The organism is Anoxybacillus sp. ST70 (genome assembly GCF_019553625.1).
GTDB lineage: Bacteria > Bacillota > Bacilli > Bacillales > Anoxybacillaceae > Anoxybacillus > Anoxybacillus gonensis.
In genome coordinates, this window is record NZ_JAHZOF010000009.1 from 1 (window position 1) to 26,354 (window position 26,354).

General features: G+C 41.6%; 27 protein-coding genes and 1 riboswitch. Of the genes, 5 read left to right on the forward strand and 22 right to left on the reverse strand.

The window, feature by feature from the left end; translation table 11 throughout:
• Positions 1 to 129 precede the first annotated feature (129 nt).
• The 14 genes from K1I43_RS11780 to tenA all read right to left on the reverse strand — a co-directional run bounded on the left by K1I43_RS11780 (position 130) and on the right by tenA (position 11,991).
• On the reverse strand, positions 130 to 864 hold the full coding sequence (locus K1I43_RS11780; protein ID WP_009362019.1) for an amino acid ABC transporter ATP-binding protein: 735 nt from the start codon (positions 862 to 864) through the stop codon (positions 130 to 132).
• A gap of 19 nt (positions 865 to 883) precedes the next feature.
• A complete protein-coding gene (locus tag K1I43_RS11785; protein WP_026011567.1) occupies positions 884 to 1,585 on the reverse strand; it encodes an amino acid ABC transporter permease in 702 nt (233 codons plus the stop codon).
• Positions 1,572 to 2,354, reverse strand: a complete 783-nt coding sequence (locus tag K1I43_RS11790) for an amino acid ABC transporter substrate-binding protein (protein ID WP_026011568.1) — start codon at positions 2,352 to 2,354, stop codon at positions 1,572 to 1,574. The genes K1I43_RS11785 and K1I43_RS11790 overlap by 14 nt, the downstream gene beginning before the upstream one ends.
• 97 nt (positions 2,355 to 2,451) lie before the next feature.
• Positions 2,452 to 3,717, reverse strand: coding sequence for a hemolysin family protein (locus tag K1I43_RS11795; RefSeq protein WP_009362022.1), 1,266 nt, complete (start codon positions 3,715 to 3,717; stop codon positions 2,452 to 2,454).
• A 277-nt stretch (positions 3,718 to 3,994) separates the two neighbouring features.
• Positions 3,995 to 4,783 carry a bifunctional hydroxymethylpyrimidine kinase/phosphomethylpyrimidine kinase gene (gene thiD / locus K1I43_RS11800; protein WP_019417071.1) on the reverse strand — a complete coding sequence of 263 codons (789 nt, stop codon included), beginning with the start codon at positions 4,781 to 4,783 and terminating at the stop codon, positions 3,995 to 3,997.
• Between the two features lie 4 nt (positions 4,784 to 4,787).
• The gene (locus K1I43_RS11805; protein ID WP_019417072.1) at positions 4,788 to 5,804 is read right to left on the reverse strand and encodes a MoeB/ThiF family adenylyltransferase; all 1,017 of its coding nucleotides are present in this window, start codon (positions 5,802 to 5,804) and stop codon (positions 4,788 to 4,790) included.
• A complete protein-coding gene (locus tag K1I43_RS11810) occupies positions 5,804 to 6,571 on the reverse strand; it encodes a thiazole synthase (protein ID WP_009362025.1) in 768 nt (255 codons plus the stop codon). Before K1I43_RS11810 ends, K1I43_RS11805 begins: the two co-directional genes overlap by 1 nt.
• 1 nt (position 6,572) lies before the next feature.
• The gene (thiS, locus tag K1I43_RS11815; RefSeq protein ID WP_009362026.1) at positions 6,573 to 6,776 is read right to left on the reverse strand and encodes a sulfur carrier protein ThiS; all 204 of its coding nucleotides are present in this window, start codon (positions 6,774 to 6,776) and stop codon (positions 6,573 to 6,575) included.
• The gene (thiO, locus tag K1I43_RS11820; protein ID WP_019417073.1) at positions 6,760 to 7,881 is read right to left on the reverse strand and encodes a glycine oxidase ThiO; all 1,122 of its coding nucleotides are present in this window, start codon (positions 7,879 to 7,881) and stop codon (positions 6,760 to 6,762) included. Before thiO ends, thiS begins: the two co-directional genes overlap by 17 nt.
• Positions 7,869 to 8,483 (reverse strand): thiazole tautomerase TenI, encoded by a 615-nt coding sequence (tenI, locus tag K1I43_RS11825; protein ID WP_019417074.1) that lies wholly within the window; start codon positions 8,481 to 8,483, stop codon positions 7,869 to 7,871. The genes thiO and tenI overlap by 13 nt, the downstream gene beginning before the upstream one ends.
• Before the next feature lies 1 nt (position 8,484).
• Complete coding sequence (locus K1I43_RS11830) at positions 8,485 to 9,279, reverse strand: energy-coupling factor transporter transmembrane component T family protein (protein WP_009362029.1); 795 nt, start codon at positions 9,277 to 9,279, stop codon at positions 8,485 to 8,487.
• Entirely contained in the window at positions 9,276 to 10,727 is a 1,452-nt protein-coding gene (locus K1I43_RS11835) for an ABC transporter ATP-binding protein (RefSeq protein ID WP_019417076.1), read from the reverse strand. Before K1I43_RS11835 ends, K1I43_RS11830 begins: the two co-directional genes overlap by 4 nt.
• A gap of 3 nt (positions 10,728 to 10,730) precedes the next feature.
• Positions 10,731 to 11,321 (reverse strand): ECF transporter S component, encoded by a 591-nt coding sequence (locus tag K1I43_RS11840; protein ID WP_019417077.1) that lies wholly within the window; start codon positions 11,319 to 11,321, stop codon positions 10,731 to 10,733.
• Positions 11,296 to 11,991, reverse strand: a complete 696-nt coding sequence (tenA, locus tag K1I43_RS11845; RefSeq protein WP_009362032.1) for a thiaminase II — start codon at positions 11,989 to 11,991, stop codon at positions 11,296 to 11,298. Before tenA ends, K1I43_RS11840 begins: the two co-directional genes overlap by 26 nt.
• Positions 11,992 to 12,082: 91 nt before the next feature.
• A riboswitch (TPP riboswitch) is annotated at positions 12,083 to 12,190 on the reverse strand.
• Positions 12,191 to 12,323: 133 nt separating this feature from the next.
• Here tenA and K1I43_RS11850 point away from each other — a divergent pair.
• The gene (locus K1I43_RS11850) at positions 12,324 to 13,508 is read left to right on the forward strand and encodes a class I SAM-dependent rRNA methyltransferase (protein ID WP_026011569.1); all 1,185 of its coding nucleotides are present in this window, start codon (positions 12,324 to 12,326) and stop codon (positions 13,506 to 13,508) included.
• Positions 13,509 to 13,798: 290 nt separating this feature from the next.
• Here the strand turns inward: K1I43_RS11850 and K1I43_RS11855 are convergent, their stop codons facing one another.
• The 4 genes from K1I43_RS11855 to K1I43_RS11870 form a co-directional block, all read right to left on the reverse strand.
• Positions 13,799 to 14,311 (reverse strand): PepSY-associated TM helix domain-containing protein, encoded by a 513-nt coding sequence (locus tag K1I43_RS11855; protein ID WP_019417080.1) that lies wholly within the window; start codon positions 14,309 to 14,311, stop codon positions 13,799 to 13,801.
• A gap of 126 nt (positions 14,312 to 14,437) precedes the next feature.
• Positions 14,438 to 16,102 (reverse strand): glycoside hydrolase family 13 protein, encoded by a 1,665-nt coding sequence (locus K1I43_RS11860; protein ID WP_019417081.1) that lies wholly within the window; start codon positions 16,100 to 16,102, stop codon positions 14,438 to 14,440.
• Between the two features lie 196 nt (positions 16,103 to 16,298).
• Positions 16,299 to 17,906: an MDR family MFS transporter gene (locus K1I43_RS11865; protein WP_019417082.1), complete on the reverse strand. Its 1,608-nt coding sequence runs from the start codon at positions 17,904 to 17,906 to the stop codon at positions 16,299 to 16,301.
• A 5-nt stretch (positions 17,907 to 17,911) separates the two neighbouring features.
• A complete protein-coding gene (locus K1I43_RS11870; RefSeq protein WP_009362037.1) occupies positions 17,912 to 18,355 on the reverse strand; it encodes a MarR family winged helix-turn-helix transcriptional regulator in 444 nt (147 codons plus the stop codon).
• 134 nt (positions 18,356 to 18,489) lie between these two features.
• Here K1I43_RS11870 and K1I43_RS11875 point away from each other — a divergent pair, with 134 nt between their 5' ends.
• Positions 18,490 to 19,908 carry a SpoVR family protein gene (locus K1I43_RS11875; protein ID WP_019417084.1) on the forward strand — a complete coding sequence of 473 codons (1,419 nt, stop codon included), beginning with the start codon at positions 18,490 to 18,492 and terminating at the stop codon, positions 19,906 to 19,908.
• 95 nt (positions 19,909 to 20,003) lie between these two features.
• Here the strand turns inward: K1I43_RS11875 and K1I43_RS15705 are convergent, their stop codons facing one another.
• Positions 20,004 to 20,348 (reverse strand): hypothetical protein, encoded by a 345-nt coding sequence (locus tag K1I43_RS15705; RefSeq protein ID WP_238148421.1) that lies wholly within the window; start codon positions 20,346 to 20,348, stop codon positions 20,004 to 20,006.
• A gap of 528 nt (positions 20,349 to 20,876) precedes the next feature.
• Here K1I43_RS15705 and hflK point away from each other — a divergent pair.
• Both hflK and hflC read left to right on the forward strand, forming a co-directional pair.
• The gene (gene hflK / locus K1I43_RS11885) at positions 20,877 to 21,842 is read left to right on the forward strand and encodes an FtsH protease activity modulator HflK (protein ID WP_019417086.1); all 966 of its coding nucleotides are present in this window, start codon (positions 20,877 to 20,879) and stop codon (positions 21,840 to 21,842) included.
• Positions 21,839 to 22,771, forward strand: coding sequence for a protease modulator HflC (gene hflC / locus K1I43_RS11890; protein WP_019417087.1), 933 nt, complete (start codon positions 21,839 to 21,841; stop codon positions 22,769 to 22,771). Before hflK ends, hflC begins: the two co-directional genes overlap by 4 nt.
• A 4-nt stretch (positions 22,772 to 22,775) precedes the next feature.
• Here hflC and K1I43_RS11895 read toward each other — a convergent pair whose 3' ends face one another.
• Entirely contained in the window at positions 22,776 to 23,228 is a 453-nt protein-coding gene (locus K1I43_RS11895) for a methylated-DNA--[protein]-cysteine S-methyltransferase (protein WP_026011570.1), read from the reverse strand.
• Positions 23,229 to 23,328: 100 nt separating this feature from the next.
• Between K1I43_RS11895 and K1I43_RS11900 the strand changes: the two genes are divergently transcribed.
• Complete coding sequence (locus K1I43_RS11900; RefSeq protein ID WP_004892205.1) at positions 23,329 to 23,580, forward strand: YhdB family protein; 252 nt, start codon at positions 23,329 to 23,331, stop codon at positions 23,578 to 23,580.
• Positions 23,581 to 23,605: 25 nt separating this feature from the next.
• Here the strand turns inward: K1I43_RS11900 and K1I43_RS11905 are convergent, their stop codons facing one another.
• Positions 23,606 to 24,313: an SDR family oxidoreductase gene (locus K1I43_RS11905; RefSeq protein ID WP_009362042.1), complete on the reverse strand. Its 708-nt coding sequence runs from the start codon at positions 24,311 to 24,313 to the stop codon at positions 23,606 to 23,608.
• Positions 24,314 to 24,385: 72 nt separating this feature from the next.
• A complete protein-coding gene (locus tag K1I43_RS11910; protein WP_026011571.1) occupies positions 24,386 to 26,125 on the reverse strand; it encodes a phospho-sugar mutase in 1,740 nt (579 codons plus the stop codon).
• Positions 26,126 to 26,354: the final 229 nt, after the last annotated feature.

A 26,354-nucleotide genomic window follows, 5' to 3' on the forward strand; every position in this document is an offset into this window, starting at 1 on the left:
AGGACAAACAACGATCCTTAGAGGCTTAAGAAATAGAAAAATGAGAGGTAAATCCCTCTCTTATTTTACAAAATATGAAAACCAACTCCCAAAAGTCCGCTTTTTAGCGGACTTTTGGGTCAGCCCCTTTTACTGAATACGTTGTAAAAACTGACGTGTTCGTTCATGTGTTGGATTTGTAAAAAGTTGCTCCGGATGACCACGTTCAATGATCATTCCTTCATCAAAAAAGATCACTTCATCAGCAACTTCACGCGCAAAGCGCATTTCATGAGTTACAACGACCATCGTCATTCCTTCATTCGCTAAATCTTTCATCACTTTCAACACTTCACCAACAAGTTCCGGATCTAATGCTGACGTCGGTTCATCAAATAACAATACTTTCGGCTCCATCGCAAGCGCCCGTGCGATGCCGACACGTTGTTGTTGCCCTCCGGATAATTGAAATGGGTACATATGCATATGATCTTTTAATCCGACTTTCATAAGCAATTGTTCCGCTTTTTCTTTTGCTTCATGTTTGCTTAGTCGTTTAACGGTCATCGGCCCTTCCATAACATTTTCAAGCGCTGTCATATGTGGAAATAAGTTGTATGCTTGAAACACCATTCCTGTCAATCGACGAAAATGTATGATTTCTTTTTTTGATAACTTGTTTATAAATTGAAGTTGCTCACCATCGATCGTTACTGTTCCACGATCAGGCATTTCCAATACGTTTAAACAACGCAATAACGTCGTTTTTCCTGATCCCGATGGGCCGATAATGACAACAACTTCTCCCTTTTTCACCGTTAAATGAACGTCTTTTAACACGTCATGATTTCCAAACGTTTTACGCAATCCTTCAACAACTAACATCGTAGCTCTCCTTATTCGTTTATCGAACAACATAACGACTGAATCGTTTTTCAATGATCGCTTGGACAATTGAAAGGACAAAGCAAATGATCCAATAAATCAGTGCCGCTTCGGTATAAAGCAATAAAAACTCATAATTGGTCGCCGCAATTTCTTGTGCCTTTCGAAACATTTCAGCAACAAGAATGAGCGAAGCGAGAGATGTATCTTTCACTAAGCTAATAAACGTATTCGATAACGGAGGAATACATACGCGTGCAGCTTGTGGCAAAATAATACGGCGTAACGTCTGCACATCGTCCATTCCGAGAGAATATGCCGCCTCCCATTGACCTTTTGGAATCGATAAAATGGCGGCACGAATAATTTCGGATGCGTATGCTCCGACATTGAGTGAAAAACCAATGATTGCAGCTGGAAACGGATCGATTGTTATCCCGACAGTTGGAAAACCATAAAAAATAATGAACAATTGCACAAGCAATGGTGTGCCGCGAATGGCCGACACATACGCACGCGCCACCCATTGCAACGTTTTTATGGTGGATAGCCGAGCTAAAGCAGTGAAAAGTGCAATAGCCAAGCCGATAATAAACGTTATCATCGCTAACGGAATCGTATATAACAAAGCTCCCTTCACCAAAGGGAGAAGGGAACTTTCTGCTATATTCATCAATCTTTCTAATCGTTCTGGATCAATCCACATATTACTTAGATACATCTTCACCAAACCACTTTTCTGAAATTTTTGCATACGTGCCGTCTTCCATCATCTCTTTTAGCGCTTTGTTTACAGCTTCAACAAGCGTGTCGCTCCCCTTTCGGAACATAAGTCCGCTTTGGGAAGCATCATCGTGTGTAGCCACAATTTGAATGGGAGCGTCTGGTTTTTGTTTAAGAAAATCAAGGACAGATAATTTATCGTTAATCGTTGCATCGACTCGTTTCGAATTTAACAGTTCAATCGCTTGATTAAACCCTTCTACTCCTACCACTTCAGCCCCGTATGAACGAGCTAAATCAGCATAGTTGCTCGTCATCGATTGTGCTGCTTTTTTCCCTTTTAGGTCGTCAAACGATTTCAACTGTTGGTTTTCTTTATGAACGACGAGAACAGCTGCTGACGTAATATACGGATCAGAAAAGTCGTATTTTTCTTGACGATCTGGACGAATACCGACTTGGTTCGCAATCATATCAAAACGTTTCGCATCTAAGCCAGCAAACATTGCATCCCACTGTGTTTCTACAAATACAGGTTTCACACCGAGACGTTTTGCTACTTCTTTAGCAATTTCAACGTCAAATCCTGTTAACTCTCCTGTTTCGTCATGAAACGTAAACGGCGGATATGTTCCTTCCGTTCCGATTTTTAATTCCCCTTTTTCTTTTATTTGAGCAAATAAGTCGTTTTCTTTTTCATTTTGACCGCAACCCGTCAGCAATACCCCAATTACGAACAATGCGATCATTAATAACCACTTTTTCATCATATAACCCCCATTAATCTTATCGGTTTTTACGCTTATTCATCGTAATGGAAGTTGACAAAGATGTCAACAAAAAAAGGAGCGAATCGCTCCCTTTTTACACATTTTCCATAATCGGTTCACGAATGCGAACGAGCACTTTGCGAATACGACGGTTTTCCACTTGGCGAACGGTGACGGTTAATGATTCGTATTCAAACGATTCCCCAACGGTGGGGATGCGTTCAAACATTTCAAACACCCATCCTCCAAGCGTATGAGAAGAACTTTCTAATTCATCAATTCCTAAAATGTCACAAAACTCATCAAGCGGTAATTCGGCATTAAATTCATATTCGTAATCGTTAATTTTTTGGAACGTTTTCACCGCTTCATCATGTTCATCCCATATTTCGCCGACAATTTGCTCTAAAATATCTTCTAACGTAATCAATCCCGATGTGCCGCCAAACTCATCGATAACGATCGCCATATGTACTTTACTTTTTTGCAATTCAGGCAACAATGTAGAGATGCGCATCGATTCAACAACAAATAGCGGCGTACGCAACAACTCGCGAACGTTGACTTCTTTCCCTTGTACGAGTTGACTAAAAAAGTCGCTTTCCGATAAAATGCCGATGACGTTATCAATATCTCCTTCATATACCGGCACGCGCGAATATCGTTCACGTAAAAAAATGTCGCGAATTTCTTCAACGGGCTGATTCACTTCTACTGCAACCATATCGATACGGGGTGTAAAAATTTCACCAACTAAAATATCATTAAAATCGAGCGAACGATGGACGAGCTCTTTCTCTTTATTATCAATCACTCCCTCTTCCTCACTTAAATTGACCATGACTTTAATTTCTTCTTCTGTTACAGAAGGAATATCTGCTTGATGGCCAACGAATTTCGATACAAGTTTTTTTAACATGACGAGCAATGCTGTAACGGGAGTAAATAGTTGAATAAGCATATATAGTACATCGGAAATAAGAAGTGAAAACGACTCCGCATGTTCTTTCGCCAATGACTTTGGCAATACTTCACCAAAAATTAAAATTAAAATCGTCATGCCAACGGTGCTAATGACAAGACCTGTACTGCCACCAAACAAATCTGTCGCCACTTTGGCAGAAATGGACGCTGCGGCAATGTTCACGATGTTATTCCCAACTAAAATGGTAGAGAGGGCTTCATCGAAGTTTTCTGCAATATATAGTGCTTTTTTACTGCCACGTCGCTTTTCATCGACATAGTTTTTTAAGCGAATCTTATTGACGCTCGAAAACGCTGTTTCTGAAGCTGAAAAAAAGGCGGATAATAAAATTAAAGCAATGAGTAAAAAAATTAAACTCAGAGGTAAATCTCCCAATGAACATTCACACTCCTAATAAAAAGTATTGGTTATCATAAATATATACATTAATCATACCAAATTTAACTGAAAAAGAAAACGACTGTACATATGCACAGCCGTTCTTATGACTCGATTAGCGTTGTACCGATAAAAAACGTTAAAAGCAACACGTACGTAATATTTAGCGTAATTGAAAGTTCTTCCACTCGTTCGTCCCCTCCATCAATATATTCCCCATTTTCATTTTAACAATGGTGGGAACGAATGTGTTTGTCAATGATGTGAACATTTTTTATTCATGAAATGCCCAATGGTTTGTCGGCCCATGCCCGCCGCCAATGTGCAGCGTTTGTTCAATCGCCGCTTGAATAAATCGTTTCGCCACATCTACTGCTTCGTATATTGTTTTTTCTTTTGCAAGTTGTGCTGTAATAGCGGCAGCAAACGTACATCCTGTACCGTGCGTATGTTTCGTATGAACGCGTTTACTTTTCCATTCGTAAAATTGTTCCCCATCGTATAAAAGATCGACAAGTTCATTTCCTTCCCCGTGTCCACCTTTCATAACGACATACTTTACACCCATGTCATGAAGTTTTTTCGCTGCTTCTTTTCGTTGTTCTAACGTTTCAATTCGCATATTTGTCAACACTTCCGCTTCCGGAATGTTCGGTGTTAACACGTAAGCGAGCGGCAACATATGGCGTTGCAGCGCTTCGACTGCCTCTTGTTTCAATAGCCGCGAACCACCTTTGGCGACCATAACCGGATCGACGACTACTCGCGTCCACCGATGTTGTTTTATTTTATAAGCAACACATTCAATCATATCTTCACTAAATAACATCCCTGTTTTTATTGCATCTGGCGACAAATCAACGGCAATCGAATCCATTTGCTTTTCAACCGCTTCAACAGGGAGCGGATATATCCCTTGTACACCGAGCGTATTTTGCGCAGTAACTGCAGTAATGGCTGACATGCCAAACACATGGAATTGATGAAACGTTTTTAAATCCGCTTGAATACCCGCTCCCCCGCCGCTATCTGAACCGGCAATCGTCAACGCTTTATATACCATGCTTTCACCCCAAATATTGATAATATAGCCGCTTTGCTTCTTGAACATCATTTGTGCCATGAATGAATACACGCCCATCGGAAAAAACAACGAAGCGATAGCGATGAATCGTAAACGAAAACAAGTAGTCGTTTTGTTCCACTTGAATTCCACGTTTTGTTAAAAATGAAAGAAGCGTTGTCCACTCTCGCTCTCCTCGATGTGCAGGACGAATTTGTACAGTTTCCCGCCCACACAACACCGCAAATTTCGTTTCATTTTCATATTGAAGGGCTGGATACGTTCGTTTTTCACTACACGATGGACAATCGTCTTTTTTTAACTTATGCACATCGATCATGCGATATTGTCCGTGCCATATATCAAATGAAACAAGTTTCCGATTCACTTGAGCATGCACGCATATTTTTAACGCTTCAGCCGTTTGATGCGCAACAACCATATGAGCGACAGGACTAATGATCCCAACGGTATCGCATGTCGCGTTGCCAAGCGGAACTTCTTCAAGTAAACAACGCAAACATGGCGTTTCATTCGGAACGATCACATAACTTAAACCGTAACTTCCTACGCACGCCCCATAAATCCACGGCACATCATACTTTTGCGACACATCGTTGATGATCATACGCACGTCAAAATTATCCGTACTATCGATCATAACGTGGGGACGTTCACGGGCGACAACATGTTCAAGCAAGCGAGCGTCCGCATCAGCTACAATCGGTTCAACGACCACATCGCGATTGATGGCTCGCAAATGCACAGCAGCAGCAATGGCTTTCGGCAATCGATTTGTTGCATCTTCTTCCGTATATAGCTGTTGGCGTTGCAAATTGCTCCATTCAACATAATCGCGATCAATGATTGTTATTTTCCCAATCCCTGCACGTACAAGCGTCTCTGCATTTGCCGCTCCAAGCGCTCCTGCGCCAATAAGGAGCACATGTTTTTCACGAATGGATTGCTGCCCTCTTTCTCCAATTGGCGCAAACAATTGTTGGCGTGAATAACGGTCCATTAGATGACGCTCATCCCTTCGCTCGGGCTACTCGCTGTTGCATATTTCTTTTTCGGAATACGTCCCGCTTCATACCCAAGTCTCCCCGCTTCAATCGCAAGCTTCATCGCTTTCGCCATTTTTACAGGATCTTTCGCAGAAGCAACAGCTGTATTTAACAATACTCCATCCGCACCTAATTCCATTGCCAATGCCGCATCAGCTGGACCGCCAATGCCTGCATCGATAATGACGGGAACAGTGGCTTGTTCAATAATGAATTGAATGTTTAATGGATTCATAATTCCTTGTCCTGAACCGATCGGTGATGCGCCAGGCATGATCGCATGGCAACCGAGTTGTTGCAGTCGCTTCGCTAGCACAACATCATCTGACGTGTACGGTAAAACGATAAATCCTTCTTCTAATAACATTTCTGTTGCTTTCAACGTCTCGATCGGATCAGGTAATAACGTTTGATCGCACCCAATCACTTCTACTTTCACCATATCACAAAGCCCAGAAGCTTTTGCTAAACGGGCGATGCGCACCGCTTCTTCCGCTGTTTTCGCCCCGGCTGTATTCGGTAGCAGTTTATATTTTGTTATATTTATTTTTTCTAAAAAATTCGGTTGATCGGGTGCAAAAATGTTCATTCGTCGCACCGCAAACGTTAAAATTTCTGCTCCCGACGCTTCAACCGCTTCTTTTTGAATATCGATGTTCGGAAATTTCCCTGTCCCAAGCAATAAACGAGATTGAAATGTATACGGACCGATTTGTAACATATTATCCTCCCCCTACAAAATGAACGATTTCAATGCGATCACCGTCAGCGATGGCTGTATGCTCATATTTCTCTTTCATAATAATGTTCGCATTGATTTCAACGATCGCGATCTTTTCATGAATGCGAAAATGTTGTAACAGTTGAGCGACAGTACGAATGTGAGCTGGCAAGTCAATCATCTCACCGTTAATGATGCAACGCATTCCCCTCCCCCTTTCTTGTTAGCGAAAACGGCATCATATCAAATGGCACATCTTTTCTTTCAAGCATATCGCTTACAATTGTTCCTGTGATGGCGCTTAACAAAATGCCGTTTCGATAATGCCCTGTTACAACGAATACGTTCTCATATTGTGGATGCGCTCCGATATAAGGCATGCCATCTTTTGTTTGCGGCCGAATGCCTGCCCACACTTTTTCAAATGTGGAATGAGCGATAGCCGGAACGATTTGCATCGCACGCGCTAGCAAATGTTGTACGCTACATGTTTGCACCGTTTTGGCAAACGAATGCGCGATGGCGCTAGCCCCGATGATCAAGCGATTGTTCGCTTTCGGCACAATATAACAGCCGTTTTTCGCAAATACAGTCGTTTGTAAAAGCGGTGTTTCTGTCGTAACCGAAACACATTCTCCTTTGACCGGATACATATGTAGCGATAACCGCAACTTTTCAGCTAACATTGGCGTCCATGCACCACACGCGATGACGATACGTTCAGCATATAACGTTCCGCTCGTCGTTTTCACTCCTACAACACGTTCCCGTTCGAAAATAAAATCGTACACTTCCGTATACGGTAAAACACGGGCTCCTTTCGCCATTGCTCCATGAGCAAAAGCGACTGATAGTTGTTTCGCGTTCACTTGTTGATCAATCGTGTACATCGCACCATATTCATTTCGTACATTTCGTTCCATGTCCGCCACTTCTTTCGGTGTTAACCAGCGGACGTGCTGTGGTTGTATGCGCCCCCAAAATTCATAATGTTCCGTTAATTTTTCGTACTCTTCCATCGTTGTCGCCAACTTTAACATTCCTGCTTCATTCCACTCGACTTCAATATTTGTCAATTCTCGCAATTCGGCAATAACGGCTGGAAATGCCGCTTGGCTCGCCAAAGCAAGCGGAATGAGCGGGTGGTCTGTCGAAAACTCAGAATGCGCACCGAGCATCCCAGCTGCTGCCGATGATGCTTCTTGCGCTAACTCTCCCCGTTCAATGACAACGACTGATGCTCCTCTTTTCGCTAACTCAAAAGCGATGCTACTGCCGATAATGCCTCCCCCAACAATTAAAACGTCCATGTATTCGCCCCCATTTGTTTCCTATATCGTTGAACCATATGTAGCGGATCATCCGCCTCAAACACCGTCGACATAACGGCAATTCCTTTCACTCCCGTCATGAACACATCACGAACATGGAAAGGTTTAACGCCTCCAATGGCCACGACAGGAATGCGTACGTGACTTATCAACTGACGCAACGATGAAAGCCCGCGCGGCTTTCGTCCTTCTTTACAATTCGTTTCGTATATATGTCCGAAAATGACGTAGTCCGCTCCTTCTTTTTCCGCCCGTTTCGCTTCTTCAAACGTGTGCACGGAGCAACCGACGCGCAAAAAAGGAAACTTCCCTTTTATTTGTTTGGGAGGCAAGCTATGATGGGCGAGCTGAACGCCGCCAACGCCATAAACGACAGCGACGTCCACCCGATCATTAATGACTATTTTTTGTGCTGGGACATTTGCTTCAAGCAACTGTTCCACAATTATCCCAATCTCTTTTGCCGAACGATGTTTTTCACGAATATGAATAAAGTCAGCATATGCATGTACGAACGACGAAATATGAACAAACGTTTCAATGGACTGCTTTCCCGTCGAGATGAGATGAAGCTCTTTCATCTTAACGCACATCCTTAATCGCAACGTATGGAAACGCATGAGCAGCGTAATATCCGACCGCAACAATGACGCATATGACAACGAATAAATAGACGTCATATTTTCCGAGCGTCAGTTCATAATAAAACGTTCTCGCTCGTTCATTTGTAAATCCTTTCGCTTCCATCGCTACGGCAATGCGTTGAGCGCGGCGAATGCTTTGTGATAAAAGCGGAATCGCGTATCGTTTCATCAGTTCAAGCTTCCCGCGAAACCCTTTCGCTTTGGCGGCTCGACGTACTTTTAATGCTTGGTGCACCGTTTGAAACTCTTCTACCATCATTGGCAATAAACGTATGGCTGCTAAAAAACTATACGCATATTTTGGTTTCAATTTCGCTTGTTGCATCAGTGAATAAAATAAAAACACCGGCTTTGTCGTAAGCGCAAACATTAACCCGAAAATCGCAAACAAAAGCGTACGAAATCCGAGATGAACGCCGCGATAAAAGCTTTCTTCCGTCACATGAATAAGACCGAAGCGAAACCACGTCGTCTCTCCCTTTCCAAATAAAATCATGGAAGACGACGTAGAAATGAAAATGAAGAAAAACGGAACGAAAAACAAAAGCATATGCTTTATTCGATAACCGCTAAACAACATAAATAACGCCGTAAAGCCGATCGTCCAATTGATGAGCACGTTCGGGTTATGGACAAAAACAATAACGATAAACATCGGCAAAAATAACAATAATTTTACGGTTGGGTTCGTTTGGTGCAACCATGTCTCTTTATGTTCGATGCTCCATCTCACCATATCCCACCTCGCACAACCGTCCGCGGCACGATCGTTTCATCGGCGACAAGCTTTCCTTTTTCAATGACCCATCGTCTCGTCGCAAATTGAGACACGATGCGCTCATCGTGCGTCACCATGACAATCGCCTTTCCTTGTTGCCGATACGCTTCAAGCCATTCGAGCAACGCAAACGTATTTTTTGCATCTTGCCCGAACGTCGGTTCATCAAGAAGCAATATGCGATGGCGATCCGTCACTGAAGCGGCAACACTTAACCGCCGCTTTTGTCCCATCGACAATTGGTACGGATGCAAATGCCGTTGCGCACTTAAATGAAAACGCCTAAGCAACCTCTCTACTTCCTCTTCTATTTCATATTCCAGGCGTTGTTCAAGACGTAAACAATAAGCGAGCTCATCATCTACACGATTTGTAACAAATTGAAACTCTGGGTTTTGAAATACAAAAGCGATGTGATCGTATAATACCCCATCATTTTTTACTAGCTCTCCTTGCCAATACATATCGCCTTCTGTTCGAATTAACTTCATGAAGCTTTGCAGCAACGTACTTTTTCCTGCGCCATTTTCCCCTGTAATCGCAATCCATTCACCTGCACGAATGACGACATCATCGACTGCGATTTTTTCTTCTTTTTGTCGAAAACCGCGGAGCGACTGTACATGTAAAAGCACGTCTGACTCATGATACGGCTGCTGCGCTGTTTTTGGCTTTTCATACGTCTCCCACACTTGTGGATACCAAATGCCTTGTTCGGCAATAAACGAACGATACGTCGAAAATATATGGTCCGTTGGGCCATCAGCAATGATTTCACCACATGCGTTAAACAAAATGATGCGCTCAACAAAATCGAGAATATGATCAATTTTATGCTCAACGATAACAACTGTTCGGTCGTCCGCTACTTCTTTTAACGTTTCCCATACGGCTTTTGTTCCTTCTTCATCGAGAAGCGCTGTCGGCTCATCTAAAAATAACACATGCGGGTCAAGCGCCAAGACAGAGGCAATCGCTAACCGCTGCTTCATTCCTCCCGATAACGTTTGAATCGGCACGTGAACGTGCGGAAGACGAAGGTGCATGCGTTGAAGAACACGCTCGATTTTTTCTTTCATCTCCGCACGTGGCACACCGAGATTCTCAAGAACAAACGCAATTTCTTCATCGACGTACGGCATGCAAAACTGCGCATCCGGATCTTGAAACACATAGCCGACTTGCTTTGGAATGTGAAGCGCTTTTGCTTTCATCGGCACATCGATCGAGCGCGGAATAATGCCTGCCATCACTTGTAATAACGTCGATTTTCCACACCCTGATGGACCTAAAAGCAACACTTTTTCTCCTTTTTTAATCGAAAGCGATACATCGGTAAATAACCGTTTTTCCGCCCCCGGAAACTTTAAGCGCAATTGCTCAATGTGTATCAACGATGTCACCTTCTATTGATCAAGCGAGTCGTAATCTTCTTTTGTCGTCGGGCGCAACAGTTGCGTCACACCTGTCGCTTCGAGCGCTTTGACAAGCGAATAGGCAAATACCCCAGCAATGATGATCGCTCCAACGAAACGCGCACCGATAAATAATGTTAAATTCCACCACGCTAATTGATCAATATATCCTTTGTAAAAATCAAGCACTAATGAAGCGATTGTTGAACCGACGGCAGCAAGCGACACAACCGCCACGTCGAAACGTTTATAACGGAAAGCAGCGAAAACAAGCTCAGCCAGCAATCCTTGCACAAAACCGTAAAATAACACTTCTAGTCCCCACTCAGATCCAGCTAAAAACTCCCCTGAGGCAGCAGCGACTTCCGCAAGCAACGCCACTCCTGGCTTACGAATCAACAAATATGCCACTGTCGCAGCAATAAACCACATGCCATAAATGAGTTGATCGAGATGAAGTCCAAGCGGTTTCACCGCATAGTAAAGCGGTCCCCACACTTTATACACAATCCCAAACACAATCGCTACAACAACGGTCGTTAATACGTCTGTTAATTTAAGCCCTTTCGTTTGCATAAACATCCTCCTCTTCCATTGGCCAACGTTCTAATTTGTACGCCATATCCCAAAATAAATATTCATACTGACTGCTGATCCAAAAGTGTTGCTTCATTCGCTCTAAATCTTTTTCACTTACTGTTTTCGCTATGTCATTTAAGCGCGCAATTTGTTGTTCGACAAGCTGTCTAAACCAATCGGAGCCGTACGCTTCAATCCATTTCGCATAAATCGGATGATTCGGCTTACAATGCTTTAATCTCTCGCCAATTTCGTAATATAACCAATAGCACGGTAAAATGGCCGCTAATACATCACCGAAGTGTCCTGCAAACGCTGCCCGATACATATGTGACGTGTATGCATACGCGGTTGGTGCAGGAACAAATGATGCCTTTTCTTCTTCTGTAATGCCGAGCTCTTTCATAAACGTTTCATGTAAACGAAGCTCAGCTTCATACGTATTTTGCGCATGATTCGCCATGCTTGCAGTCGTTTGTAAATCGTCAGCCATCGCCCCGCCAAGCGCTTGCACTTTCGCGAAGTGTGTCAAATAATATGAATCTTGTAATACATAATACCGAAAACAACGTAAATCTAGCGTCCCTTCTCCTAGTTGTTTGACAAACGGATGATGAAAACTCGCTTCCCAAATCGGATCGACAGCTTTGCGCAACTGTTCTGAAAACAACATCTCCTCTCCCCCTTATGAAAAAATAAAAAACCACTTTCTTTGCGCAAAGAAAGTGGTTTTGTAAACGATGGAAATTGGCATATAGACACACTTCGCACCGTCTCCACTTCCCTACGCTGGTATGATCCAGATCAGGTTCTAAGGGTCTCAAAGGCACACTTTGATCTCAGCCTATCTAAAGGCCCCCCTAGTGGAATGCATTTGCATCATTCACTTTGTCACTAATATTAGCATATTTCATTGTTTTGTCAAATATTTTTCTCCATTATTTGCGCACATCGTGTTCTTCCTGTATGCTAAAGTAGCGAATATATAGTTCAGGAGTGGAATGTATGGCGAATGTATTTTTAAAACGAAAAAGAAAAAAGCGGCTTGAGCTTGGACATCCGTGGGTGTTTCAAAGCGAAGTTGACTATATTGAGGGAGACGTTGAGCCAGGTGATTTCGTCAACGTATATAACCATCAACGTCATTTTTTAGCGAAAGGGTACATTAACCCGAAATCACAAATGATCGTGCGCGTGTTAACGCAAAATCCAAATGATGAATTAAATGCTCAATTTTTTATGAATCGCATTCGGCAAGCGTGGGCGCATCGTGAGCGCATGATTCCGGGCGTTCGTTCATGTCGCGCCATTTATGGAGAAGCGGATTTTTTACCTGGGCTCATTGTCGATAAATACGAAGATGTGCTCGTTGTGCAAATTTTATCGCTCGGCATGGAGAAAAGAAAAGAATGGATTTTACAAGCGCTTCTCGACGTCTTTCAACCGAAAGCCATTTATTTGCGCAACGACGTCCACGTGCGTGAATTAGAAGGGCTGAAACAAGAAAAAGGATTTTGGTACGGCACGTGCGATACGAACGTACAAATTGAAGAAAATGGCGTCAAATATATTGTCGACATTGAAAACGGGCAAAAAACAGGGTTTTTCTTCGATCAGCGCCAAAATCGCGCCGCGATCAAGCCGCTCATTACAAGCGAATCGACTGTGCTCGATTGTTTTACGCATACAGGCTCATTTATGTTAAACGCCTGCTTATACGGAGCAAAACATGTGACCGCTGTCGACATTTCTGAACATGCGATTGAAACGGCAAAAAGAAACGCTGAGCTAAACGGATTTACAAACGTGGATTTCGTCGTTGCGAACGCGTTTGATTATTTAAGAGAATGTGTACAAAAGGGGGAAAAATGGGATGTCGTCATTATTGATCCTCCAGCGTTTGCTAAGTCCGCTCATGCGGTACCAAAAGCGCTTGCCGGCTATAAGGATATTAATTTAAACGGCTTAAAACTCGTCAAAGACGGCGGCTTTTTCGTAACAGCGAGTTGTTCGTATCATGTGCATCCTGATATGTTCCAAGCGATGGTCGCAGAAGCAGCGTTTGATGCAAAGAAAATTTTACGTCAAATTCATTGGAGTGGCGCAGGATATGATCATCCGAAACTGCTTGCCGCCGATGAAGGGGATTATTTGAAGTTTGCGATTTACGAAGTACATTCACGCAAATAAAACAGGTTGGCGCACGCCAACCTGTTTAAAAATGGACAAAATTGTTGTGCACACATGGCATAAAAACGGGGTATACTATAATTGAAAACGCTTACTTTTGTGAGGTGATCGATATGGCATTAAAAACGATTTGTCCAAAGTGCTTTGGAAAAAAGAAAATGAAAATTTGTTTGTCGCTTTATAAAACATGTTCGTTTTGCAACGGAACAGGGAAAATTCAACAAACACCTACGAAACGAATTAGTTAAAAAGCGCTTCGCACCAACGGTTGTTGCGAAGTGCTTTTTCGTTTATGCAGCTATGTTTCTTCGTTTCGCCTTCGTTTGCGCCCGCAAAATTTTCACAGATAAATAAATCCCTGTGACCGTTAAAATGATAATCGCAATCGCAGCCACATCGATCATGAGACGGTTCCAAATCCCAAGTTTCCCAACATGAATGGCACGTACAAACGATGCGAATGTATTCACTTCTTTTTTTACAACTGTACCATCTGGTGCAATCGTCACTAACGTTCCATCTTTATCGTTTAACCTTACCATATACATCCCATGATTCATCACAACACCAACTTCGTCCATTGAAAACGCTCCAGACTCGCTTGCTTTTTTCACCGCATCAATCATGTTTAACTTCGCATGTCCATGGCCATCTCCATGCGCATGTTCATGATTATCATGCGAATGACCGCTCATTCCCATTAACCAGCGCTCTGTTAACAACAACCCTGTGACCGCTTCTAAAAGTAAAAATACAGAACAAATGAGCCCGATCCATAAATGTAAATGGCGCGTTTTTTTCACAAAAATCCCTCCGTTTAAAAAGATGTGCTTGCCATGAATGTACAAAAAAGAGATGTGAAAAGTATGAAATGATTACGAAAAAAATGTGAAATCCCCTCTTCCATATCGGAAAAGGGGATTTCATCATCATTTCATGACATATACGCGCGCTTCGTATGGGCGCAATGTAAAACGTGTCACATGTTTATGTTGTTTGACATCATAGTTTGTTAACACAAGTTGTTCACTATTCAATTTTAACGAGTCATAGCGATACATCGTTTTTCGGTCTGTTAAGTTCACGATGACGACTGCTTTTTCATCACCTAATGTGCGCGTATACGCATAAATTGCTTTATGGTTTTCTAATATTAAATCATATGTTCCATAAACGAATACGTCATGTTGTTTACGAAGTTGAATCATACGTTTATAAAAGTTTAAAACAGAATTTGGATCATTTAGCTGCTTTTGAACGTTAATTTGCTTATAGTTTTCATTCACACCAATCCAAGGCGTTCCTGTCGTAAAGCCGGCATTTTTTTCATCGGACCATTGCATCGGTGTGCGCGAATTGTCGCGGCCATTTTTCCAAATCCAGCGCATCACTTCTTCATGAGAACGGCCTTTGGCGCGCTCAATGCGATAATAATTTTTAATAGCGACATCGTCATATTCATCAATTGTTTCAAACTGTACGTTCGTCATACCAATTTCTTGTCCTTGATAAATAAACGGCGTCCCTTGCATAAGGAAATATAGTGCTCCTAACGCTTTTGCACTTTCAACAAGATATTGCTCATCATTTCCCCACGTCGACACCGAACGCGGTTGGTCATGGTTTTCAAGAAATAGCGCATTCCATCCAATGCCTTCTAACCCTTTTTGCCATTTCGTTAATACACGTTTTAATTTCCGAACATCGACACCGCCATCTGTTCCTTTTTGCCAAAGTCCGAGATGCTCGAACTGAAAAATCATATTAAAAATACCGTTTTCTTCACCGACCCAATCTTCCGCTTCCTCTACAGTCACTCCGTTTGCTTCGCCAACCGTCATAATGTCGTAACGCGCAAACGTTTGCGCTTTGAGTTCACGAAGATACTCCATAATTCCTTCTTGATTCATATGTCCATCAAACGAAGGAACGTAATCAAGACCTTTTGGATTCGGTAAATCAGGAAGACCTTCTTTTTTCTTAATGTGTGAAATCGCATCGACACGGAAGCCATCAATTCCTTTGTCAAGCCACCAGTTGATCATATCATATAGCGCGCGACGAACATCTTCATTTTCCCAGTTTAAATCGGGCTGCTTCGTCGCAAACACGTGCAAATAATATTGGTCCGTCGTCTCGTCATATTCCCAAGCAGAACCGCCAAAAATACTTTCCCAGTTGTTTGGCTCTTTGCCGTTTTTTCCATCGCGCCAAATGTACCAATCGCGTTTCGGATTGTCCCGTGATGAGCGCGATTCAATAAACCACGGATGCTCATCGCTCGTATGGTTAATGACGAGATCTAAAATGACTTTCATGTCGCGCTTATGAATTTCTTCAAGCAATTGATCGAAATCTTCCATCGTGCCAAACTGCTCCATAATGTCTTGATAGTCACTAATGTCATAGCCGTTATCTGCGTTTGGCGATTTATAAATCGGGCAAATCCATATGACATCGATTCCAAGGTCTTTTAAATAGTCAAGCTTTTGGATAATCCCTTGTAAATCACCGATGCCGTCTCCATTTGAATCCATAAAGCTTCTTGGATATATTTGATATGCAACCGCTTCTTTCCACCAAGCTTTTTTCACGTCAAATCCTCCTCGATTCATTCAACATAAATCGCTTTCAATATTGTTTACTCTTTCATGTTAATATACAAACCGCTTTGTTGAAAGAGGAAGTTGCACTTTTTCATAAAAAATTTCGTTTTTGTTGTGCAAACGGTTTAAATACGAACAAAATTAGACAACGATTCCTTATCGTTGTCTATTTTATACTTATAATTTATTCCATTTCATTCATTTTATTCGTTCGATTTGAAATGGTAATGCGACCGATAAACATCGCAAAAATAAAGCCGATGCCAACAAAAATCAATCCGTACAAAAACACATCGCTTAACGCATCCACAAGGGTTTGTTTTAATACAGGCACAAACATTTGTTGCATTTGTTCAGGGATTTTTTTCAACGTCTCTGGATTTAAAATGACCGAATATACGCTTTGCGGATTCGATTCAACGAGTTGTTTAAACGAGTCCATCATCGCATGCGCTTGTTCCGGTAATTGTTGTAATAACGGAAGAAACTTCGCTTCCAATAAATCTTTCGAACGATGGTTCATAATTGCCCCTAACAATGTTGCCCCAAACGTCCCACCGATTTGACGGAAAAACTGGCTCGATGATGTCACGATGCCAAGCTGCGATTTTGGAAATACTTCTTGCAACGCAAGCGTAATGACTGGATTGACGAATCCTAGCCCAAAACCGAGCGTCGCCATAAATGACATCGCCGTCCATTTATTTGTATGGACATCCATCGTTGACAATAAGAAAAAGCCAAGCGCTACAAGCACCATTCCACCAATGACTTGCGGACGTACGCCAATTTTTTGCACAAGCCGTCCACCGATCATGCTTGCGATAATAAGGGCAAACATCATTGGAAACATCATCGTTCCCGATTCTGACGGACTCATCCCGATAATGCCTTGCATAAAGAGCGGCACGAACATAATCGCTCCAAACATACCAACAGACATAAAAAAGCCGACACTATTGAGCACAACAAACGTCTTATTTTTTAATAAATGAATCGGCATAATTGGCTCCTCGGCTTTCCGTTCAACAAACACAAATAAACTGAAGAACACGACCGAGCTAGCTAGTAAAGAAATGATTTGCCATGACAGCCAATCGTATTTGTCGCCACCAAACGTTAACGCTAACAACAACGAAACAACGGCCACAACCATTGTAAACATGCCGGCCAAATCAAGCTTTACACGCTCAGCCATACGATGATTATGCAAACCGAGGGAAATGAGAACAATAGCTAATATGCCGACGGGAAGGTTAATATAAAACACCCAACGCCAATTTAACGAATCAACAATCCATCCACCGACTTGTGGACCAAGAATAGACGCTAATCCGAATACGCCACCAAATACACCTTGCCATTTCGCACGCTCTGCCCCCGTAAATAAATCACCAATGACAATCATCGCCATCGGCATCATAATGCCGCCGCCAATTCCTTGAATGGCTCGGAAAATAATAAGCTGCGTCATCGTATCTGCAATGCCACATAGCGCTGAACCAATAATAAAAATCGCTAATCCTGTAACATAAATCGACTTTCTTCCAAACAAATCAGCAAGCTTCCCGGCAATCGGAACAATCGTTGTTGATGTAAGCATGTACGCTGTTGTAAGCCATGCCATCATACTTAGTCCACCAAGTTCTCCAACGATGCGCGGCAACGCTGTGCCAACAATCGTTCCATCGAGCGCCCCAAACAACATCGCAACAAGTAATCCAGTAATTAAAATGCCTCGCTTTTGTTGTATATCGGCCATGCTCGCTTGTATTGCTGCCTGTTCTTTCATGTGTATCACTTCTCCTCTTTTTCATTTGTCTCAACAATTTTTTCGATGATACGGACAAACTGTTCAAGCTCATCGGGTTGCAATTGTTTTAAATAACGTTCAATAATTTTTCTTCGCTCCGCCCGCGCATGTTCAAGCATTTCTTTCCCCTTTTCAGACAACTGTACATACACAACGCGACGATCTTCCTCATCCCGTTCGCGCAATACAAATCCGCTTTTATATAAGCGATCGATCATCGTTGTAATCGCGCTCGGTTTGACAAACATTTCATCCGCCAATTCGCTCACGGTACATTTTTCACGTTTTGACAACAAATTTAAAATAAAAAACTGCGGTTTCGTTAAGCCAATCTCTTCTTTCGCTAAATCAGCTGCCAATTTGCGAACGGCTAACGAAAACGCATGCTCTAATCGCTCAACAAGCGTAGAAAACGACGTTTCTCCCATATACATCCCACCTTTTTTAACGACATAAATATTTAACATAGTTAAATATATACGAAAGAAAATATAAAGTCAATCCATATCGTGACGTATCAAATGATGCGCTCGTTCATACATTGTCATAAGGAGGGAGCGCGATGAAACGAGATGAACAAAAAGCATTAGAAAAAGCGATTGCCGAAATTACAGAAATTGCTGAAGGGTTTGGACTCGATTTTTATGAAATGCGTTATGAAATTTGTCCAGCTGATATTATTTACACGTTTGGGGCATACGGTATGCCGACACGTTTTTCCCATTGGAGCTTCGGAAAACAATTTCATAAAATGAAACTTCATTACGATCTCGGATTAAGTAAAATTTACGAACTTGTCATTAACTCTGATCCGTGCTACGCATTTTTATTAAATACAAATACGCTCATTCAAAATAAATTAATTGTCGCACACGTACTTGCCCATAGCGACTTTTTTAAAAATAACGTTCGCTTTAGCAACACAAAACGAGATATGGTCGAAAGCATGGCGGCAACGGCTGAACGCATTAAACATTACGAACACGAATACGGGAAGCAAGAAGTCGAAAAGTTTTTAGACGCTGTATTAGCCATTCAAGAACATATTGATCCTTCCCTTCTGCGCCCAAAACTTTCATGGACGATTGCGGATACGGAAGTATACGAAGACAATCATGAAACACCAAAACCTTCTCCATATGACGACTTATGGTCTCTTGATGAAAAGAAAAAAACAACGCCTGCTCGAAAAAAACGAAGAAAATTTCCTCCCCATCCTGAGAAAGATTTATTGCTGTTTATTGAGGAATATAGTCGTGAACTCGACGAGTGGCAGCGCGACATTTTAACGATGATGCGAGAAGAAATGCTTTATTTTTGGCCTCAGCTCGAAACGAAAATTATGAACGAAGGATGGGCGACGTACTGGCATCAACGTATTTTACGCGAAATGGATTTAACGAGCGATGAAGCGATTGAATTTGCGAAATTAAATGCAAGTGTTGTGCAACCTTCACGTACAGGCATTAATCCGTACTATTTAGGACTGAAAATTTTTGAAGATATTGAAAAACGGTGGGACAATCCGACAGAAGAAATGAAAAAGCTCGGAGTTAAACCTGGTTCAGGACGCGCAAAAATATTTGAAGTACGCGAATTAGAATCCGACATTTCTTTTTTGCGCAACTATTTAACGAAAGAACTCGTCATGCGTGAAGATATGTACTTATTCCAAAAACAAGGAAAAGACTACAAAATTGTTGATAAACATTGGGAACATGTACGCGATCAACTTGTAAACATTCGCGTAAACGGCGGCTTCCCATACATTACAGTCAACGATGGCGACTACATGCGCAACGGAGAACTATATTTAAAACATTGGTATGAAGGCATTGAACTAGACGTGAAATATTTAGAAAAAGTGCTTCCTTACATTTATCAACTTTGGGGCCGTGCGGTTCATATCGAAACAATGATCGAAAACAAACCGACACTATTCACATACGACGGAAGAAACGTTCAACGAAAATATATGTAAGCTACTGAATGCGCAACTAACAAAAAGTTTACATTTCATGTAAACTTTTTTCTTTTTCTCTGCTCAGTAATTACATAAAACTTGTGTCACATCACTTATTTAATTAAAATTTTACCTGTGTTCTTAAACCGTTCTATAATAACAAATAGTCGAGAATAGCAGTCTTGGATAGTTTTCTCATTCCTAATGTTATTGTAAAGTCCTATACCAAAGTACGTATCTTTATAAAATCCTACTACATAGTCCCCTGATTTTATGATGTGAGCGTCTTCATAACTTAATTGATCATCAAGAAACGCCAAATAGACCTTTTCAGAATCAATAAAAACAAACGGAATAGGGGATTCCCAATAAATTTTAGCATACTGTGGCTCAGCTGCCTCTTTTAAGTGCTTTTTAGTAATAAATACACTATCCACGTTTGCAAATTTTTTTTGCAAAACGTCTTCCATCGACATTTGAATGAAAGAAACATTTTTTCCCTAATCTTAGGAATATCCCCAACAATCCCGATTTTTAGTTCATTTCCTGAATAAACTGGAGAATGAAAATTTGCTCCCTCATTTGTTTTGTGGGTCAAGTACGCAATAAAGAATACTAATATCATCATTATGAATAGTTTCCTCATAATTCCCTCCTAATGAATGATAATTAAAACAACTACACTATACCAAAAACCATAATTATAAAAAATAGTTTTTTTTGTATTTTGTTTGTTAGTATTATATAAGTTGCAATTTTGTTTTAGATGGTATTATTTGCTCTGCTTGTCATCGTGCCAGTTTGTCTGGTGATAAGAACGAGGCATAGAGATCAAAAATCTTTATATTATAACCTATACAACAAAGTATCTCTCTCATATATATTTTTGAAACTGTCTGAATTCACTGAACCAATCAGCATTTTTATTGAAACTTTTTTCTGTTTTTTCCGTACATACATATAAATAACAAGAAAGGTGGGTTTATATGAAAAATCGTTCCTTTACCGGCATCATCATCGGTACTATTTTGGGCATTTTTCTTCTCGTCGTTGCCTTAACGTCATGGTACACCGTTGATGAATCGGAACAAGCCATTATTTTAACATTTGGGAAAATTGATGAGGAAGTGACAACACCAGGACTACATTTTAAGCTTCCTTGGCCGATTCAAACGGTCGAAACGTTATCGCGAGAAACGTTTAGTTTACAATTCGGATACAAAGAAGAAAACGGAAAAGTTGTCGCCTCAAATCAAGGGGATACAAAAATGATTACGGGCGATGAAAATATTGTGCTCGCCGATATGGTCGTCCAATGGAAAATTACCGATCCTGCGAAATTTCTTTATCGTTCATACGAACCAGAACAAATTTTATACAATGCGACATCTGCCTCCTTGCGCAGCGTCATCGGTAGTTCAAAAATCGACGATGCCTTAACGTCAGGAAAAGCAAAAATCGAAGCGGATGTGCGCGAATCGCTCACCGCATTAATGAAAAAATACGATATCGGCATTTCTATTTTAGCTGTGAAGTTACAAGATGTGGATTTGCCAAATGACGAAGTGCGCAAAGCATTTACAAACGTCACAGATGCACGCGAAACGATGAACACGAAAATTAACGAAGCGAATAAATACCGAAATAAACGAACGAAAGAAGCCGAAGGGGAAAAAGACGCATTAATTTCTCAAGCGGAAGCGGATAAAGTAGCACGCATTGAAAAAGCATATGGAGATGTCGCAAAATTTAACGCCTTGTATGAAGAATATAAAAACGCAAAAGACATTACAAAGCAACGACTAATGATCGAAACGCTTGAACAAGTGTTGCCATACACGCGCATTTACATTATGAATGACGATGGGAATACACTAAAATATTTACCAATTCAACCGATCGAAAAACAAACGACAGAGAAAAAGACAGAGAAAGGAAGTGGTAACGAATGACAAACTTCCAAGACGATCAAAATATCCTTTCATTTAAAGATAAGCTTCCAACGAAATGGTTTCGTTTTATCATTAGTGGCGGCATCGGACTTGTTTTACTTATTATTGCTTTAACAAACATATATATCGTTCATGAAAATGAGTATAAAGTTGTCCGCCAATTTGGTGAAATTGTTCGCATCGATCAAACGCCGGGATTACGTTTTAAAATTCCGTTTATTCAAACTGTCACATCGTTGCCAAAAGCACAAATTTTTTACGACGTAGCCGAAGCGGAAATTAATACAAAAGATAAAAAGCGGATTCTCGTCAACCATTACGCCATTTGGGAAATTACCAATCCGAAAGAAATGATTCAAAATGCTCGCACACTAGAAAATGCAGAATCAAAAATGGATGAATTTATTTTCTCCATTGTCCGCACCGAGCTTGGACGGTTAAACTATGATGAAATTATTAACGATGAAAAGTCATCGCGCGGCAGTTTAAACGATGAAGTAACAGCGAAAGTAAACGAGTTGTTACAACAAGACCGTTACGGCATTCGTGTCGTTGATGTGCGCATGAAGCGCATTGACTTACCGAAAGAAAACGAACAGTCTGTTTACAAACGAATGATTTCCGAACGCGAATCAAAAGCACAAGAATATTTGTCGATGGGAGATGCCCAAAAGCAGCGCATTATCGCACAAACAGACCGCGAAGTGAAAGAAATGCTCGCCAAAGCACAAGCAGATGCGGAACGCATTCGTGCCGCAGGTGAACAAGAAGCTGCGCGCATTTATAACGAAACATTCGCAAAAGATCCTGAATTTTATTCGTTTTATCGTACGCTCGAGTCGTATAAAACGACCATTGGCGAAGATACGGTCGTCATTTTACCAGCCGATTCACCGTATGCCAAATGGCTGCTCGGCCAAACGCGCTGATCATTCAGCGCGTTTCATGCTCAAGCAACCACTTTTTTCTTTCTATCCCCCACGCATAACCGCCAATTCCACCGTCTGTACGCACGACGCGATGACAAGGGATAACGATCGTGAATGGGTTGCTACCGACAGCATTTCCAACTGCTCGCACTGCCTTCGGACGTCCAATTTGTTTTGCAATATGGGCATACGAAACCGTTTGTCCGTAAGGAATCGTTTGCAACGCTTCCCATACGCGAACTTGAAACGGTGTACCTATGAGCTTTAGTGGAATCGAAAACGATGTCCGTTTCTTTTGAAAGTATTGTTCAAGCTCCTCCATCCATGGCATAAAGCTAGTTGGAATATTCCGCCCTCCATGTTGCTCCACAACATCTATGCGCTCTATACTTTCATCTGTGCCAATGATTTGTAACCAACCAATTGGCGATTCATAATACGCAATATGCTTCTCCATGCCCAACTCTCCTCTGCCAAATCGCACAACATTTACAGCGAAAAAAACGGCCGCTTTTTCATAAACTATATATAGCTCCTCACGATAAGGAGGGTTTGCGTTGCATACAGCTGATTACGATAAAGCGCTTTATTATACGTACCGGTCGGAATGGGATCATTTACTCATTCTTATGGTGCGCACAAAAGACGATTTACTTTCAAAAAAAATTGAACAGTTTCTTCATGCATATAACTTCGAAAAAGATTACACAGTCGTTCAAAAGCGGCTAAATGCATTGTTACGTTACATCGATCATGCGTTAGATGTGTATGAACAAGAGCCAACATTGACGATGCAATATGATTATTAAAGCGGAAGGAATTCCTTTCGCTTTTTTATACGACCGGATACGTTTGAATGAGTGGATGCAACACAATTTCATCCACTAACATATGTTTTGGTGCACTCGCCATATAAACGACAGCTTCTGCGACGTCTTCTGCTTTTAACCATGCCGCTTTTTCAGGCGATCCTTGCGTAGAGTTAGCGAAATATGTATCAACCATCCCCGGATTAATTGTACCGACACGAATACCGTATGAACGCACTTCTTGAGCTACACTTCCTGAAAATCCTTGAACAGCATATTTTGTTGCTGTATATGCAGAACCGTTTGCAATCGTGTATCGGCCAACATCAGATGAAATGGTAATAATCGTACCGGAACGTTGCTTTTTCATTTGTGGAAGGACGGCTTTTGTCCCAATAAACACTCCCTGTACATTCACTTCAAATAGTCGTTTCCACTCCTCAACTGTCGTTTCTTCAACGGACTTGAATACCCCAATACCTGCGTTGTTTACGAGTAAATCAATACGACCAAACGTATCAATTGTTGTTTCAACCACTTCATTCATTTGTTGTTCATTGGATACATCCGCTTGAAACGTTTTCACATCTTTTAATTGTTCACCGACACGATGAATGTCTGAAGAACTTCCGATTAACACAAGCTTCATTCCTTGTTGCGACAATTTATGTGCAATCGCTAAACCGATGCCACGAGATGCCCCCGTCACAATCGCTACTTGTCCTTGTAACATGCTGATCTCATCCTTTCTACATAGTCGCCTTTATATTACTTGTTCTGTATTCAAAAAACAACTGATAAGGCATTACGCCTTATCAGTTGTTAACATATATACTCGCTCCATGACCGCTGTTTCTAATTGCTCTAGTTGTTGTTTTGCTTCCGTCAACGTTCGCCCTTTCACTCCAAAATAAAATTTCATTTTCGGCTCTGTGCCAGATGGACGCGCGCAAAACCAAGATCCATCTTCAAGTACATATTTTAATACGTTCGACTTCGGCAAATGAATCGTTTCTTTTTTCTCTGTATCCACATATACTCGTTCGCTCGCTTTATAGTCTTCGCGAATAACGACACGTTGCTTTCCGACAACTGTTGGCGGCTCATGACGAAACGTCGCTAATAACGCTTCGATCCGCTCCGCCCCTTCTTTTCCTTTTAATGTAAGTGAACGTAATCCTTCTTGATAATATCCATATTGCTCAAACAATTGCATAAGCGCTTCATATAAAGATACGCCTTGTTTTTTATAAAACGCGCACACTTCAACAGCTAAAACGGCTGCTTGAATCGCATCTTTATCACGCGCAAAATCACCGATTAAATAGCCGTAACTTTCTTCGTAGCCGAACTGGAATACGTACTCCCCTGTTTGTTCATATTGTTTAATTTTTTCACCGATAAACTTAAATCCTGTTAACGTATCCATCGTTTTTATATTGAACGACTCAGCAATGGCACGACCAAATTCAGACGTTACGATCGTTTTAAATACAATCCCGTTTGGCAGCAATATCCCTTTTTCTTTCTTTTGTGAAAGAATGTAATGAAGCAATAATCCACCTGTTTGATTGCCCGTTAAAACGACGTATTCCCCTTTTTCATTTTTTACCGCAATCCCTAAACGATCGGCATCAGGATCTGTTGCAATTAACACGTCCGCATCCACTTGTTTTCCAAGCTGAATCGCTAATTCAAACGCGGCATGTTCTTCTGGGTTCGGTGATTTTACCGTTGAAAAGTTCGGATCAGGTTGCTCTTGTTCTTTTACTACAAACACATGTTTATAACCAAATTCCTTCAATCCTCGTTGAACGAGCTTATTTGCTGTGCCGTGAAGCGGTGTAAATACAACTTTTACATCGACTTCATGAGCCAGTTGTGGGGAAAGAGAAATCGTCTTTAATTTTTGTATGTATGCCTCATCAATATCCGCTCCGATGATTTGAATGAGCCCTTTTTCTTTTAATACGTCTTCTTGCTCAATCTCAAGCTCCCATTCATTTTCAATCGCATCGACGTGCTCAATGACTACATCGGCGATATGTGGCGGCAACTGTGCCCCATCTTCCCCGTATACTTTATACCCGTTATACTCCGGTGGATTGTGGCTTGCGGTAATAACAATACCCGAAAAGGCACGTAAATGTCGTACAGCAAATGAAAGTTCTGGCGTCGGGCGAAGCTCATCAAACACGTACGTTTGAATCCCGTAGGTCGCAAGCGTCTTGGCGGCTTCCATCGCAAACTGTTGCGATTTGTGGCGCGAGTCGTATGCGATAACCACCCCGCGCTTTTTTGCTTCCTCACCGAACGACGCAATGTATCGGGCGAGTCCTGCGGATGCTTTCCGTACAGTATATATGTTCATTCGATTCGTCCCCGGTCCAATTTCCCCTCGCATTCCTCCTGTACCGAACTCTAACGTCTTATAAAAGCAGTCTTCTAACAGCTTTTCATCTTGCTCTAGTTGCTCCAAATGCGCACGAAGTTCTTCATCTAATTGCGCTTCTTTCCAACGTTCATATATTATTTTCCAAGTCACGTTTATCCCTCCATATCCGTTGCTCATTGTAACTTATTCTCGTTTTTTTATACAAATTCCTTTTTTAATACGAAAAGCGCAAAGCGCCCGCCTATCGGCGAAGAGCGCACAAGCCTCACCGAGGAGGCTGTCGCCGCCGCAGTGTGGGGCGGAGCGACTCGAGCCGATGGCGCTTGGAGCTAGACAGCTCCCTAAATCCGAAATTTTATACTTTAATTAATTATAAAAA

What these genes read in the sequence shown, in the direction of transcription:
- K1I43_RS11850 (WP_026011569.1), top strand. Translation starts at nt 12,324, where the DNA reads ATGGCGAATGTATTTTTAAAACGAAAAAGAAAAAAGCGGCTTGAGCTT.
- K1I43_RS11870 (WP_009362037.1), bottom strand. Translation starts at nt 18,355, where the DNA reads ATGGGAGAAACGTCGTTTTCTACGCTTGTTGAGCGATTAGAGCATGCG.
- hflK (WP_019417086.1), top strand. Translation starts at nt 20,877, where the DNA reads ATGAAAAATCGTTCCTTTACCGGCATCATCATCGGTACTATTTTGGGC.
- thiD (WP_019417071.1), bottom strand. Translation starts at nt 4,783, where the DNA reads ATGGTATATAAAGCGTTGACGATTGCCGGTTCAGATAGCGGCGGGGGA.
- K1I43_RS11840 (WP_019417077.1), bottom strand. Translation starts at nt 11,321, where the DNA reads ATGTTTATGCAAACGAAAGGGCTTAAATTAACAGACGTATTAACGACC.
- K1I43_RS11810 (WP_009362025.1), bottom strand. Translation starts at nt 6,571, where the DNA reads ATGTTACAAATCGGTCCGTATACATTTCAATCTCGTTTATTGCTTGGG.
- tenI (WP_019417074.1), bottom strand. Translation starts at nt 8,483, where the DNA reads ATGAAAGAGCTTCATCTCATCTCGACGGGAAAGCAGTCCATTGAAACG.
- K1I43_RS11905 (WP_009362042.1), bottom strand. Translation starts at nt 24,313, where the DNA reads ATGTTACAAGGACAAGTAGCGATTGTGACGGGGGCATCTCGTGGCATC.
- thiS (WP_009362026.1), bottom strand. Translation starts at nt 6,776, where the DNA reads ATGCGTTGCATCATTAACGGTGAGATGATTGACTTGCCAGCTCACATT.
- thiO (WP_019417073.1), bottom strand. Translation starts at nt 7,881, where the DNA reads ATGGACGTTTTAATTGTTGGGGGAGGCATTATCGGCAGTAGCATCGCT.
- K1I43_RS11805 (WP_019417072.1), bottom strand. Translation starts at nt 5,804, where the DNA reads ATGGACCGTTATTCACGCCAACAATTGTTTGCGCCAATTGGAGAAAGA.
- tenA (WP_009362032.1), bottom strand. Translation starts at nt 11,991, where the DNA reads ATGTTGTTTTCAGAACAGTTGCGCAAAGCTGTCGATCCGATTTGGGAA.
- K1I43_RS11865 (WP_019417082.1), bottom strand. Translation starts at nt 17,906, where the DNA reads ATGAAAGAACAGGCAGCAATACAAGCGAGCATGGCCGATATACAACAA.
- K1I43_RS11785 (WP_026011567.1), bottom strand. Translation starts at nt 1,585, where the DNA reads ATGTATCTAAGTAATATGTGGATTGATCCAGAACGATTAGAAAGATTG.
- K1I43_RS11875 (WP_019417084.1), top strand. Translation starts at nt 18,490, where the DNA reads ATGAAACGAGATGAACAAAAAGCATTAGAAAAAGCGATTGCCGAAATT.
- hflC (WP_019417087.1), top strand. Translation starts at nt 21,839, where the DNA reads ATGACAAACTTCCAAGACGATCAAAATATCCTTTCATTTAAAGATAAG.
- K1I43_RS11895 (WP_026011570.1), bottom strand. Translation starts at nt 23,228, where the DNA reads ATGGAGAAGCATATTGCGTATTATGAATCGCCAATTGGTTGGTTACAA.
- K1I43_RS11790 (WP_026011568.1), bottom strand. Translation starts at nt 2,354, where the DNA reads ATGAAAAAGTGGTTATTAATGATCGCATTGTTCGTAATTGGGGTATTG.
- K1I43_RS11780 (WP_009362019.1), bottom strand. Translation starts at nt 864, where the DNA reads ATGTTAGTTGTTGAAGGATTGCGTAAAACGTTTGGAAATCATGACGTG.